The organism is Paenibacillus sp. RC334 (assembly GCF_030034735.1).
Lineage (GTDB): Bacteria > Bacillota > Bacilli > Paenibacillales > Paenibacillaceae > Paenibacillus > Paenibacillus terrae_A.
Genome location: NZ_CP125370.1, coordinates 4700808 through 4713704 on the forward strand (window position 1 = coordinate 4700808; position 12897 = coordinate 4713704).

At 47.4% G+C, this 12897-nt stretch carries 14 protein-coding genes and 1 pseudogene; 1 reads left to right on the plus strand and 14 read right to left on the minus strand.

Annotated features, from left to right (window positions below; genetic code table 11):
* Positions 1-60 precede the first annotated feature (60 nt).
* From QMK20_RS21715 to uptA, 14 genes and pseudogenes are all read right to left on the minus strand, one after another.
* The gene (locus tag QMK20_RS21715; protein WP_283653262.1) at positions 61-1779 is read right to left on the minus strand and encodes a glycosyl hydrolase family 18 protein; all 1719 of its coding nucleotides are present in this window, start codon (positions 1777-1779) and stop codon (positions 61-63) included.
* Between the two features lie 165 nt (positions 1780-1944).
* Positions 1945-2391 carry a peroxide-responsive transcriptional repressor PerR gene (gene perR, locus QMK20_RS21720; protein ID WP_283653263.1) on the minus strand — a complete coding sequence of 149 codons (447 nt, stop codon included), beginning with the start codon at positions 2389-2391 and terminating at the stop codon, positions 1945-1947.
* 109 nt (positions 2392-2500) lie between these two features.
* Complete coding sequence (locus tag QMK20_RS21725) at positions 2501-3904, minus strand: DUF4097 family beta strand repeat-containing protein (protein ID WP_283653264.1); 1404 nt, start codon at positions 3902-3904, stop codon at positions 2501-2503.
* 7 nt (positions 3905-3911) lie between these two features.
* Positions 3912-4565 carry a hypothetical protein gene (locus QMK20_RS21730; RefSeq protein WP_283653265.1) on the minus strand — a complete coding sequence of 218 codons (654 nt, stop codon included), beginning with the start codon at positions 4563-4565 and terminating at the stop codon, positions 3912-3914.
* An 82-nt stretch (positions 4566-4647) separates the two neighbouring features.
* The gene (locus QMK20_RS21735; RefSeq protein WP_283653266.1) at positions 4648-5361 is read right to left on the minus strand and encodes an MgtC/SapB family protein; all 714 of its coding nucleotides are present in this window, start codon (positions 5359-5361) and stop codon (positions 4648-4650) included.
* Between the two features lie 76 nt (positions 5362-5437).
* Entirely contained in the window at positions 5438-5899 is a 462-nt protein-coding gene (locus tag QMK20_RS21740) for a GNAT family N-acetyltransferase (protein ID WP_283653267.1), read from the minus strand.
* Positions 5900-6061: 162 nt separating this feature from the next.
* On the minus strand, positions 6062-7507 hold the full coding sequence (gene gatB, locus QMK20_RS21745; protein WP_283653268.1) for an Asp-tRNA(Asn)/Glu-tRNA(Gln) amidotransferase subunit GatB: 1446 nt from the start codon (positions 7505-7507) through the stop codon (positions 6062-6064).
* A 26-nt stretch (positions 7508-7533) separates the two neighbouring features.
* The gene (gene gatA / locus QMK20_RS21750; RefSeq protein ID WP_283653269.1) at positions 7534-8991 is read right to left on the minus strand and encodes an Asp-tRNA(Asn)/Glu-tRNA(Gln) amidotransferase subunit GatA; all 1458 of its coding nucleotides are present in this window, start codon (positions 8989-8991) and stop codon (positions 7534-7536) included.
* A gap of 27 nt (positions 8992-9018) precedes the next feature.
* Positions 9019-9306, minus strand: coding sequence for an Asp-tRNA(Asn)/Glu-tRNA(Gln) amidotransferase subunit GatC (gatC, locus tag QMK20_RS21755; protein ID WP_283653270.1), 288 nt, complete (start codon positions 9304-9306; stop codon positions 9019-9021).
* A 368-nt stretch (positions 9307-9674) separates the two neighbouring features.
* A complete protein-coding gene (locus tag QMK20_RS21760) occupies positions 9675-10061 on the minus strand; it encodes a hypothetical protein (RefSeq protein ID WP_014278076.1) in 387 nt (128 codons plus the stop codon).
* An 80-nt stretch (positions 10062-10141) separates the two neighbouring features.
* Entirely contained in the window at positions 10142-10351 is a 210-nt protein-coding gene (locus QMK20_RS21765; RefSeq protein ID WP_283653271.1) for a hypothetical protein, read from the minus strand.
* Positions 10352-10595: 244 nt separating this feature from the next.
* A complete protein-coding gene (locus tag QMK20_RS21770; protein ID WP_283653272.1) occupies positions 10596-11225 on the minus strand; it encodes an MBL fold metallo-hydrolase in 630 nt (209 codons plus the stop codon).
* Positions 11226-11228: 3 nt separating this feature from the next.
* A pseudogene (locus QMK20_RS21775) lies at positions 11229-11799 on the minus strand (thioredoxin family protein).
* A gap of 1 nt (position 11800) precedes the next feature.
* The gene (gene uptA, locus QMK20_RS21780; protein WP_283653273.1) at positions 11801-12415 is read right to left on the minus strand and encodes an undecaprenyl phosphate transporter UptA; all 615 of its coding nucleotides are present in this window, start codon (positions 12413-12415) and stop codon (positions 11801-11803) included.
* A 144-nt stretch (positions 12416-12559) separates the two neighbouring features.
* Here uptA and QMK20_RS21785 point away from each other — a divergent pair, with 144 nt between their 5' ends.
* The gene (locus QMK20_RS21785; RefSeq protein WP_283656328.1) at positions 12560-12883 is read left to right on the plus strand and encodes a dehydrogenase; all 324 of its coding nucleotides are present in this window, start codon (positions 12560-12562) and stop codon (positions 12881-12883) included.
* Positions 12884-12897: the final 14 nt, after the last annotated feature.

The window sequence follows — 12897 nt, forward strand, 5'->3', positions numbered from 1 at the left end:
GAAACTTCCTTCTTCAATTCTATAAATTTTATGTTTTATTTCAGGATTTTTGCAAATTCCTCATTTACTTATTTCTTTTAAAGAATCCCAAGCGGCTTCATTCGCAAAGGTCCGGTTCCATACACCGATTCCCCCAAGTTTCAATGACTTGGCAAGTTGTACCCTCGCTTCCAGCGATACACGATCCTCCAGCCAAATCTTTTTAACAATGCCGTCTTCATTATACTCGACATAATTCTGGCCTTCCGACGCTCTGAATTTAGGCTTTAGCTTAAATTTCTCGATAATCGCTGCTGCTGACTCCATACCGAGTGATTTGGAGCTAACCTTGATGGTGTCCCCTTTAGGTGTTTCAGACCATACACGAGTGTATAACGGAATGCCCAAGACAACTTTTTGAGATGGTACTTCATCCTCCTGAATGATTCGCTTGATCGACGCTTCCACCCACGGCAGCGAGGCGACTGAACCAGCCTTCGGGCTGGCTGCCCAATGCTCATCATAGGCCATAACCATGAGATAATCCGTAATGGAACCCAATGATTTTCGATCCAGAAAAGCAGACCACATCTCACTTTGAGATTTAGGTGTCACATCAATAGACAATATCAAATCATGTTCACGTGCCATCGGCTTAAGCTCTCGCAGAAATTGGGTGACATTGGGTCCATCCTTCGTATGAACATTTTCAAAGTCAATATTGATACCGTCCAGACCATTTTCCCCGGCAAGTGTAATCATCTGATCTATAATCGACTTTCGCCGTTCAAAGGTAGACAAGGCCTCTGTCGTTAATTCAGGATTAAAGCTGTTGCTCAACAAGCCCCATACTTCCATCCCCTTGCGATGCGCCCAACTGACATAGGCAGGGTCCGCTTTGCTTTGTACGGTGCCCTCATTATCTATGACACTGAACCAGGTGGGACTCACCACATTCACTCCAGGCATAGGGTCAAATTTGGAAGGATCAGGTTTACGGTTGTAAACGGCCTCCCAGGCGAGGTTAACAGGTCTTCCCTCCCAGTGCTTCTCCGAGATAGATGGAGTATCTTTAGCCGGGGCGACCGCAAGCTCCTCTCCTTCAGAGATGTTGGCCGCCTGCACATATCCAGCGTAGCCGTTATCCAGTTGAACAAAATACCAATCAGCCTGTTTGGACCAAATGCGCACCTTCGTTTGTTGAGGTATATCCGTCAAAATAAAAGACAGGCTGGAGGCTTCTTTACGCAAAGCAATTTTGGCATCCTGTCGTCCATCCTTCTTCTCCACGTTTCCCAGTTTGACTTTCTCTCCGGCTTTCATCAGGATGACTGCACCCGTCACTGTGTCTTCATGAACGGATACACCATATACTTCACGGACAGCTTGCATAGGTATATAAACCGATCCACTAATAATCTGGGGAGCTGCACTGAGCGTATATGATGTTCCATTCAATTCCCCCTGCGGCTTGGAAACGGTCATTTGTAGCAAATTTTGCCTCGTAGCCAAAATGATAGTTTGGCTGTCATCCTCGTAACGAATCGCTGGATTGATTTTACTTTGCACAAATTTGAGTGGTACCAGCATGTTCTTGCCAGAGTTTTGAGCTTCATACCCGGTTAGCTTTCCCTGGATAAAAATGGGGCGGATACTGCCTTGCCAATCGGGTTTTTCATGCAGTGGATTACCGAACCATACGACAGTAATTGCGCAGATGATCGCTGCGAACAACAGCAAGCTTGTAGCCCCTTTGAAACGTGAACGTTTACGGCGGCGTCTGGAATGATTTCTGGCCAATATTCAACCTCCATTGTCGGAACTTTGAATTACAGGATAACGTAAACTGAACTGGTTGCTGACAGACAAGTTATTTAAACAAAAAAACGCGGTAAATCCCCGCTTGTGGGGAATTTCTCACGTTTCCAACCCATTACAATATATACATACCGCACCGAAAAACTTCTATTCCTTATTTTGCTGAATTTCCTTGTTCATGCAAGCTTTGCACACTCCGTATAACTCCATACGATGTCCATGCACTTCGAAACCTGTCTCTAACGAGGCATGGTGTTCCACAACTGCCAAATACGGATAACTGAAATCTTCAATCTTTCCGCATTTTTCGCAAATGATGTGATAGTGCTCCGAAACATTGGCATCATAACGACTGGCGTTATCTCCATAGGTCAACTCATGTACCATACCCGCTTCTATAAACATCTTTAAGTTATTATAAACCGTAGCCACACTCATGCTTGGAAACTTGGATTCGAGCGCACGATATATTTCATCAGCGGTCGGATGTCCCATAGATTCCATCAAATAGTTTAATATGGCATGGCGCTGGGGTGTTATGCGTACACCTGTCTTCTTTAGAAGTTCCAAAGCATGCTGGACGCGAGCTGCCATATATGTCCACCGCCTTATCCCTTACTTACGATTTGCTTTATTACAACTATTTTACATTCTATTCACGTTGTACGTCTATTCACATTGTACGGTCAATTCAAGTTTCTTGTCAACGCGCCGCATTATCGCTGGATGACCCGTTAGAGGCTCCGGTAGCGGGAGATTCAGATGGAGCCGCAGGCGTTTCTAACGCATTAGGCACATTCGTTCCTGCCGACTCGTCCAAGCCAGGCAGCGATGGCATTAGTAGCTTCTTGATCGTTAAATTACTGTTGCCTTCCACGTTGATCGAGTACTTACCTGTCCCATTTTGGCCTGAGATACTTTTACTATCTATTTTAAAAGGGAAGTCTGATCGAAGATTGCCGTAACTGCTGGACCCCTCCAACTGAAAGTCACCATTCGACGGAAGATCCAACGCAATATCACCGACAGCACTGTATATTTTCCAATCTCCACCTACCTGCTCGCTGTGCACCTTGATCCCGCCATTGAGCGAATTTGCATTCAGCTTGGCTGTGGGATTCAGAACGTTCATGTCACCATTTTGGGTATCAACCGTAATATCACCTTCCGAGCGGGCAAGCTGAATGTCGCCTACCATCGTGCGTAGCGCAACCGTTCCTTCAATATCCCCTGCCTGCATATCGCCGCGATTGGTTCGCATATCTACATCTCCGGTGATACGATGCAATTTGATCCGACCGTTCAAGGTGACTCCTTTGACATTGCCGATAGCATCATTAACCGTCAGATTCCCATTTCCGCTCTCAAGCCGGATGCTGTCGATAGCATCTACTCCGTTCAGGGTAATATCCCCGTTGGAGGTTCTGATCTGCATATTAAATCGCCGATCCTCTGGCACTGTAATTAGCATATTCGTACGGGGCTGACGTCTGCTCGATGCTCCGTATGATTGTACCTCAGGACGAATCTGAATGGTCTTGCCGTCGGTAGAAGTCAGCGAGGAGCCTTGAGCAATCTTGTCCGCTTCAGCAGCAGGCGCTTGATCCACCCACAGGGTCGCACGTACTTCTACATTGAATACAGGTCGTCTGATCAGCGTTACATCGCCATTGACCGAATCAACTATCAAATCGGACGTCTGCATCGTTACAGGCACCAGGATGCCGCCCATATCATATCGATTTCCTTTCGCCTGGCTAAAATCCATGGACGCCGCGGTCAGATTCAAACTAACCCTGTTCCACAGATACATATAATGATTTTGCTGGGTCACGATAAAAACAGCAGCGGCCACGACCAATGCGGAGACAATTCCCTTCAGATCAGGTCTGAAACGCCGTCCGTTGTCGGGCTTGCCCTCCTTGCGGTAGTACACCCCAAAAAAAATCAGATACTCCAGTCCCCACAGCACAAAAATAACGGGCCACCATATGAGCAGCAAAAGCATATATTCGGTATGTTGAACAACATCCAGGATAAGCAGAACGCCTACAGCCATCAACAGAAGCGAAGAGGTGTAGCGCCCGACTCTTATTTTGCGGTGCACGCCAGCTTCACCCTCTTTCCTTAACCTTTTTACGCTTGACCGACAAGCCGACTTCTCGCAAAAAGACTAATAGTCCGATCAGCATTAATAAAATAGCTAACGTCAAAAAGCCATAATCCTCGAAAAAGTTGCCCAGCCAGCGTGGTTTCATACGAAACAGAATCATAAGTCCGCCACCCGCCACAAGCAGCACGGCAAAAGACAAGCCTCTCTCCCAAGCATAAAATGGACTGCTTTGCTGTCCTCGTGCATCCATCTGTGCATTACGATCCGGCTTACGGCGATAGCGAACCATATAATCCGCTGATTGTAACACGTCATATACATTATAAAAATACAAAACAGGAATGAACAAGCCGAGCAAAATAAGCAACGGAATGTTAATTCTCAAGCCGTCAGAAGCGACATACAGCATCGCAAAAATATCTAACAGAAGCAATACGATAAATGTAAGCCCTCTAATGAAGAGCCCTAAAAAAAGATGCCCCAGTCCGGGTAACAATGCTGCCATTATAATGGAAATACCTTTGCGAAATTTAGCGTATTTAAAACGTTTACCCTGTTTGGGATGTTCCCGCTGTTCCGGCTCCGGTGACTTTTGTTCCTCTCCAGACAGTATCGGTTGTTCCGAGTCCATGCCATCCTCCCCCTTGAATTCCATGCGTGATCCGCAGCAAATGCTCCAATGGTTAGATAGTACCCCAATCGGATTCAAGAGTAACTGGAAAAAATATGTTAAACCCTCATTCCACGGAAACTGCCGCTACATCCTCCCACTGCCTGAGATCGGCTGCAATACGCACCGGATTAAAATCTCCGCGGGCCAGCACCTCCAAGGAAACCTCCATGCTCTGCCGATCCGGGTGGACCTCGTGAAAAGGTACATTTTCATGCTCTTTGATCACTATTTTACGTATTTCCACCTTTTCTTGCTCTAAATAAGTCGAAATTTGCTCCAGTAATCCGTGAGAGGACAACCCATACAGTGTAATCAGATGAGGCTGGCGTCCTCGCATATACCGCAACTCGATTTTGTTAAACACCCATAAGTTTAGAAATACGAGTACAGTCGCCGCTATAGATGGAAAATAAAACCCTGCTCCAATTCCAAGGCCAATAGCTGCTACCACCCAGATAGAGGCGGCTGTCGTTAAACCAGTGATGGACTTGCCTGTAAATATAATAGTTCCAGCGCCTAAAAAACCCACTCCCGTAATCACAGCTGTAGCCAAGCGAGCCGGATCAATACGTACATTGGCTTCTTTGATAAAATCGGCAAAGCCGTAAATGGAGAGCAGCATAATAAGCGTCGAACCGAGACTGACCATAATATGAGTCCTCAAACCAGCCGCATGCTTTGAACGCTCGCGCTCAAAGCCAATGCATCCACCGAGGAGCATGGACAGCAAAAGCCGTAAAATGATATGCGAATTGTCTATAACCCAAGGATTATCCATAAAGCTCCCTTCTCCGGTTATGTTGTGCTTCCCTCGCCGGGTTCGTGGTTTCTGTGCTAGTAAGGCTATTTGAGTGCTATCTCACGTTATGCAGGTGGTATGTGGTTAATTCCACGCCCGGAGCCACCTCTACCACCGATACGGGGCGAAAGCCATGTTTTCGATAAAGGGCCACCGCAGGAGCATTTAAAGTTCCTGTAGATACGATAAACAACGGTATATGATGATATTCATTCAAAACATGCTTCATTAAGGAGTCAGCAATCCCTTTGCGAAAATGATCCGGATGAACCATCATACGTGCAAGAGTGAGCGAATCGGACGACTCAGACTGCACCGCCAGCGCCCCTAGCAGGTCGCCGTCCTCAATCCAGCCATAGAATGTCTCTCCGCAGCTTCGCAGCGTATCAAACGTATCCATAAGGGGTGGTATTTCATCAAAACCGATCCGCTCAGCCTCCAGTCTGTAAGCGATGTGCTGAAGATGCCATATCTGACTGACCATTTCATCATCTTCCAATGAACATATGCTAATCATGCTGTATCCCTCCTTTTATTCAGGGCAGGCTGTGCTACTGCTTTCTATAGAGAAACTCGTAACATGCCATTGCACTTCCAAATTGCGTACCGCAGCTCATCACAGAGCCTATACAAAAAGGGGCCTGTCCCTATAAGACAAACCCCTTTCAAATCTATGCCATTAGCGGTTTAACACTTCCGTCAGCAGCTTGTTGGCGAGGCCAGGATTTGCTTTGCCCTTGCTCTCCTTCATCACTTGACCAACCAGGAATCCGATGGCCTTCTGCTTGCCAGCTTTGTAATCCTCAACCGATTGCGGGTTAGCCGCTACAACCTGCTCAACGATCGTCATGATCGCACCCTCGTCACTGATTTGCACAAGCCCTTTTTCTTCAACAATTTGCTGCGGCAGTTTATCACTCTCCAGCATTTCCTTGAAGACCGTTTTAGCGATTTTACTATTAATCGTCCCCTTCTCCAGCAGTCCGATCATTTCACCCAAGCCCCGACCTGTCAGTTTAACCTGCGACAGCTCCACACCTGCACTGTTCAAATACCCGAGCAAATCCCCCATAATCCAGTTGGATACTGCTTTGGCATCCTTCGTGTATTGAAGACTATCCTCGAACAAATCGGCCAGTGGCTTGGAAGACGTAATTACCTGTGCATCATACTCAGGCAATCCATATTCCGAGGTGTAGCGAACTTTTCGCTGGTCAGGCAGTTCAGGAATCGAAGCACGAATATGTTCTTTCCATTCTGCATCAATATGCAGCGTAACGAGATCCGGATCCGGGAAATAACGATAGTCATGCGCCTGTTCCTTACCGCGCATGGACAGAGTTTTACCTTGGGCCTCATCCCAACGACGTGTCTCCTGTACAATCGTTCCGCCTTCCTCCAGCGTCTGTTCCTGGCGGAACTGCTCATATTCCAATCCGCGCTGTACTCCACGGAAGGAGTTCATGTTTTTTAGCTCTGCTTTAGTACCTAGCTCTTGCTGTCCATGCGGACGAAGGCTAATGTTCGCGTCGCAGCGAAGCGAGCCTTCCTCCATCTTCACATCGGATACGTCACAATACTGCATAATAGCACGTATCTTTTCCAAGTAAGCCTTGGCTTCTTCAGGTGAAGATATTTCCGGTTCCGAAACGATCTCGACCAACGGTGTACCGACCCGGTTAAAATCAACCAAAGACGCATAGCCGCCATCGACATGTGTTAATTTGCCTGCGTCCTCTTCCAGATGCAGTCGGGTAATACCGATACGCTTTGTCTCGCCGTTCACTTCAATATCAATCCAGCCATGCTCGCCGATCGGCTGATCGTATTGCGAGATTTGGTAAGCCTTGGGTGAATCGGGGTAAAAATAGTTTTTGCGGTCAAACTTGCTCACATCAGCAATCGTGCAATTAAGCGCCATCGCCGCTTTCATCGCATAATCAACGGCCTGACGGTTTAATACCGGCAGTACCCCCGGATGCCCAAGACAAATGGGACATGTATGCGAGTTTGGCGGTGCTCCGAAGGATGTCGAGCATCCGCAAAATATTTTAGACTTCGTATGCAGTTCCACATGGACTTCCAGTCCGATGACCGTCTCATATTTGGATGTAGTAGTAGTCATGAATGGGTTCCCTCCTTTTCGGCAAATTACAGCTGCGGACGCTGCTTGTGAAATTCGGTATTTTGTTCAAATGCATGCGCTACACGCAGCACGGAAGACTCGTCAAAGGCTTTTCCGATAATTTGCAGTCCAACCGGCAATCCATCTGCAAGACCACAAGGGATACTGATGGCTGGCACTCCAGCCAAGCTCACCGGAATCGTCAAGATATCGTTCAAATACATCGTTAATGGATCATCCACTTGCGAACCGATTTTAAAAGCTGTGGTCGGCGCAGTAGGTCCGATAATGACATCATATTGTTCAAACACACGATCAAAATCCTGTTTGATCAGTGTACGCACTTTTTGAGCTTTCAAGTAGTAAGCATCATAGTACCCGGAACTCAGCGCATAGGTGCCCAGCATAATCCGGCGCTTCACCTCGGGGCCAAAGCCCTGCGTGCGGGATTGATGGTACAGATCCAGCAGGTTGTCCGGATTGTCTGCACGTACGCCATAGCGTACACCGTCAAAACGGGCCAGATTGGACGATGCTTCGGATGAAGCCAGCAGATAGTATGTGGCTACCGCATATTCGGTGTGCGGAAGAGAAACCTCTTCCCATACCGCGCCCAGTCCTTCCAGCGTTTTCAGCGCGTCCAGCACCTTTTCCTTGACCTGTGGATCGACACCCTCACCCAGATACTCCTTAGGTACAGCAATACGAAGCCCTTTTACATCTCCGGTCAAAGCGTTCAAGTAATCAGGAACGTCTACCTTGGCAGAAGTGGAGTCCTTGTGATCATAGCCTGCAATGGCTTGAAGGACGTACGCCGAATCCTGAACATTTTTCGTAATCGGTCCAATTTGGTCCAAAGAGGAAGCAAAGGCCACCAGGCCAAAACGTGATACCAGACCATAGGTTGGCTTCAAGCCCACTACGCCACAATAGGACGCAGGCTGGCGAATGGATCCGCCTGTATCAGAACCGAGGGTGAAATAAGCCTCGCCTGCTGCTACAGCCGCAGCCGAGCCGCCACTGGAGCCGCCGGGAACGCGTTCCAGATCCCAAGGATTTCGTGCCGGGAAGAAGCTGGAGTTCTCGTTAGAGCCGCCCATGGCGAATTCGTCCATGTTCATTTTGCCCAGTGTCACGGTTTGCGCCGTACGCAATTTGCCAACAACCGTTGCATCGTACACGGGATCAAAATTCTTCAAAAACTGACTGCCGCATGTTGTACGCAGCCCTTCTGTCACAATGTTATCCTTAATGCCGACCGGCAGGCCAAACAGCAAACCTCGTTCCTTTCCCGAGATCAGATGATCGTCCAGCTGACGTGCGGATGCACGTGCCTGCTCCTCGTCAACCGTAATATAGGCCTTGATCTTGTCTTCCCTCGCACCAATCGTCTCCAGAGCGTGACCCACCAGGTCACTCACGGAAATTTCCTTTTGATGCAGCTTGTTATGTATTTCCGGCAATGTATTATCAAACAAGCTCAATTTGCATCCTCCTTTCAAATGTGAAATCTATTCCAGAACAGCAGGAACTTTAAACTGTCCGTCTTCTTCTTCAGGTGCATTGCGCATCACTTGCTCGTGTGTCAAACTTTCGCGAACTTCGTCGTCCCGCATGACATTGCTGACGTGCAGCACATGAGTGGTCGGTTTTACCTCTTCCGTATCCAACTCATTCAGCTTCTCCGCATAATGAAGAATAGCGTTCAATTGCCCTGTCATTGTGTCTTCCTCGACTGCGGTCAGATTCAACCGGGACAGCTTGGCTACGTGACGGACATCTTCCGTGGAAATGTTCATACAAAAACCTCCTCGTGTATAAGAGGATTTTGCAAAAATCCAATAAGCGACTTCCAATGAACAATATATAGATCGAAAGGGTCTAGTTCGTCTATATATTGCACTTCAGAGCGACTGGAATCAAATTTTGCAAAATCCTGATATCAAAAATGCTGCACCGAACTTTGAAATAACGTTTTTAATTATAGGATAGAACCCTTTACAATTCAATCTTTGACGCGGTACAGAATCAAACTGTATAGCAGAGCGGTAAATGTTACTAAATGTATATAAAAAAAAGCACCTCTCGGTGCTCTTTCGAAAAGCGATAGGAGCTAAAAACGTGCTAATTATATATTCTTCAAAAGAGTCGGCATTAGCCGCCCCCCCTATATCCAAGCACGTAAATTGACTTGTCTAATAAAATCAGCCTGTGACAACAATTCTGTCGCGGTTTCTTCTTCCTCAACCTCTACCGAATCAAGACCACCGTTCATCACATGTCTGAACAGCTTCTCATTATGCGTAGCAAGGGCGTAATCTATCAGCGCTTCACGCTCAATCCGCTCGGCTTCCAGCTTCAAAATACTTTCTTCCAGCTCGATGTCCCCGGACGGTACAAAAAAGTTGCGATTCACCTTCGGGACGCGAATGACATAGTCAAAAGCATTGTCCGCGTTACGGTCGTAAGCAATGATATAACCATGTTCGCCTACAGGAAGATTCTGCTCAAAAGCATCCGCGACGATCATAATTCTAGTTCCTAAATGATGCATCGTTAGCCCCCCCGTTTGTCTGAACTTATCTGCTAAGTCTACTAAAAAAAAAGTAGCTTGTCTATATCATCTATGTATCTTCAAAACTGTCCGTCTCCACGTCCCAGTCTGTACTCATTCAGCCTTGTGTGCCAATTCTGTGCAATGGTTCCGTCCTGTTTTGTTACCTTTTTCCAAGTTATTACCTTCGGTTCAGAACCTTGCACAGAAGCTCCGTCTTCTGTCTTTATGGAAAAATGGCGGCTATCTCCATTCTCACGATGTAACCCAGATATATACTTCCTTTTCATTGATGCTCCCCCTTGTGATCTGACGGCCAAATGCCTCTTTATCCTCTTAATGGGCAAAAAAAAGAACGCAAACCGGGATTCATCCACAGCTTGCGTGCTTCGCGAGTTTAGTATGTAACTTCAATATGTGTATGTTAACAAAAATAAAAACCTTTGTCTATACATAATTTATAATTTGTTGTCGAAATGGGGCAAAACCTGTCACAACCTTGATTATGCCCCAGCTGAAAACATTCATCACTTTTTATCGTATATACGGATTGTTGGCTTTCTCATACCCGATGGACGTTTTGGGACCATGACCGGAATACACCGTAATGTCATCTCCAAGCGGGAACAATTTGTTCTGAATGGAATCGTACAAGTCCCGTTCCCTCCCACCTGTCAAGTCTGTGCGGCCGACACCCTGACGAAATAATACATCGCCGGAGAACAAGTCCTTACCACACAAAAAGCTGACGCTTCCGGGTGAGTGCCCAGGTGTATGGAACACCTTGAATGTATGCCCGATCAGGTTCAATTGCTGACCTTCCGCCAAATCATATTCGGCAGGCTCCGTCGAGATCGGCGGGGATGCCTCGGGCCACATCAAAGAGCCGTTTAATTTAGGGGATGTAAGCCAGTCCTGCTCCAAAGGGTGCAGATAAACCGGACAGCCCTTCGCTTTGCGAATCTCATCCACTCCACCGATATGATCAAAATGAGCATGGGTCAGCAAGATGGCTTCAATCTTCAGTGACTCAATGGCTCTCAGCAAAGAACCCGGATTCATGCCAGGATCAATGATAACGGCACGCTGCGGGTCATCCCCCTGAAGCAAATAGGCATTCGTTTGGAGCGGGCCCAGATTATAGCTGCGAATAGACAACGTCATATTTTAAAATCCCGAGATGAGCTCGCGCAATTCCTGAACAATTACAGGATGAACCTCGGTTCCCTCCCCCATATTTCTCAGCCATTTCTTTACGGGCCACCGCAATTTTTTCTTGATAATCATCGGCTTCCCGATCTGGATTTTCACGTTTGAACCCGATCATAATTTGTTGAACATGTGTAGGGCGCGGTCCCCAGTGACCCAGTACATGACCCCCTGTATCGGCAAAAATCACAATCGGCACAGCACGTCCGCCCATCGTCAGGAAGTCGTCCATCAGCGCTTGATGATTTTCCAAAATCAGTACTTCAGTCGGAATCCCGCTATTCTCCAGCGCGCGGAATACAACTGGCACGTTGCGAACTACATCTCCACACCAGTCGGCGGCCAAAATGAGTACACGCAGGTCGTCCCGATGGTTCAGGCTTTCAAAATACTCACGGTCCTCTTCACGGTTCCACACAAACTGATCATACCCGGAGCGGAAGGCTTCCTTGTTCTTTTCCATCCCCTCCATAAACTGTTCGGGGCTCAGACCTTTTCCAAAATATTGCGACACGTTAGTACGACTCATGTTATACACTCCCTTTCTTCTTTTTGGACACAATCCATTTGATAACAAAATAAATGATCAAGAGCGCAAGGGCAACCAGCAAAATCGGTTTGATATAAGGTGCTGCCACTTCGTCAATCTGCTCCCACTTGTCTCCAAGCAGCATTCCTAAATATATAAACAGAACAGACCAAGGTATAACTGCTAGCGTCGTCAAAACAATAAAGCGCCATACACTCATGCGAGCCAGCCCGGCAGGGATGGAGATCGCGTGACGCACAACAGGGATAAAGCGGGCTGTGAAAATGACCCCTGTGCCGTATTTGTTAAACCAGGCTTCGGCGTGGTCGACATGGCTTTTTTTGATGAGTATGTATTTTCCGTACTTATCCAATACCGGTCTGCCGCCATAGCGTCCAATCCAGTAAATAAACAGTTGTGCCAGCACTCCGCCAATGGTTCCAAACACGACCGCACCAAAAAAATTAATGTGACCCGAGGAAACTAAAAAGCCCCCATAAGCGAGGACAATTTCACTTGGAATGACCTCAACCATCAGGCCTAGCATAATACCAAAATACCCAAGACTACGAATGATCTCAAACAAATAATTAATGATACTAGATATATGGTCCATTTTTCTTCCCACTCCCTGCCTGTTTCTCTATTTTCATTAGTGTATCACAGCGGCAGAACAAGTCGCCACTTCGCCCAAACAGGGAGGTCAGTGACCCTCGCTCTTCTGCCCGCATAAGTTGTGAGAGAGAGGAGGGGATATGATATGCCTCCCGGCAAAATCCCCAAACATAACAATCCACAATCTCGTTTACCCACGGCTCGTGGTATCCGGCGCGCATGCAGCAAAGAGCTGTACCGAACCTGCAAGCGTCTGCCTCTTCACATCGCTCCCGAGCTGGTCAAGCAGGGCGAGGAGCTGTACTGCCGCAAGGTCGCTGGACACCTCATCTGGATCGCCGAAAACCACAGCAACCGCAGACTACTGTGCGACTGGTGGGATGAGGATGTCAGTGAGGAACTCGCGGCATTGTGGAAGGTAGATCGCGCCGTTTTGTGCACTGCCTTTAGAAGTGCCTATGGCGGATAATTCTGCGTATCCAA

What these genes read in the sequence shown, in the direction of transcription:
- gatC (WP_283653270.1), bottom strand. Translation starts at nt 9,306, where the DNA reads ATGAACATTTCCACGGAAGATGTCCGTCACGTAGCCAAGCTGTCCCGG.
- QMK20_RS21740 (WP_283653267.1), bottom strand. Translation starts at nt 5,899, where the DNA reads ATGATTAGCATATGTTCATTGGAAGATGATGAAATGGTCAGTCAGATA.
- QMK20_RS21785 (WP_283656328.1), top strand. Translation starts at nt 12,560, where the DNA reads ATGCCTCCCGGCAAAATCCCCAAACATAACAATCCACAATCTCGTTTA.
- QMK20_RS21765 (WP_283653271.1), bottom strand. Translation starts at nt 10,351, where the DNA reads ATGAAAAGGAAGTATATATCTGGGTTACATCGTGAGAATGGAGATAGC.
- QMK20_RS21770 (WP_283653272.1), bottom strand. Translation starts at nt 11,225, where the DNA reads ATGACGTTGTCTATTCGCAGCTATAATCTGGGCCCGCTCCAAACGAAT.
- perR (WP_283653263.1), bottom strand. Translation starts at nt 2,391, where the DNA reads ATGGCAGCTCGCGTCCAGCATGCTTTGGAACTTCTAAAGAAGACAGGT.
- QMK20_RS21730 (WP_283653265.1), bottom strand. Translation starts at nt 4,565, where the DNA reads ATGGAATTCAAGGGGGAGGATGGCATGGACTCGGAACAACCGATACTG.
- QMK20_RS21735 (WP_283653266.1), bottom strand. Translation starts at nt 5,361, where the DNA reads ATGGATAATCCTTGGGTTATAGACAATTCGCATATCATTTTACGGCTT.
- gatB (WP_283653268.1), bottom strand. Translation starts at nt 7,507, where the DNA reads ATGACTACTACTACATCCAAATATGAGACGGTCATCGGACTGGAAGTC.
- QMK20_RS21760 (WP_014278076.1), bottom strand. Translation starts at nt 10,061, where the DNA reads ATGCATCATTTAGGAACTAGAATTATGATCGTCGCGGATGCTTTTGAG.
- uptA (WP_283653273.1), bottom strand. Translation starts at nt 12,415, where the DNA reads ATGGACCATATATCTAGTATCATTAATTATTTGTTTGAGATCATTCGT.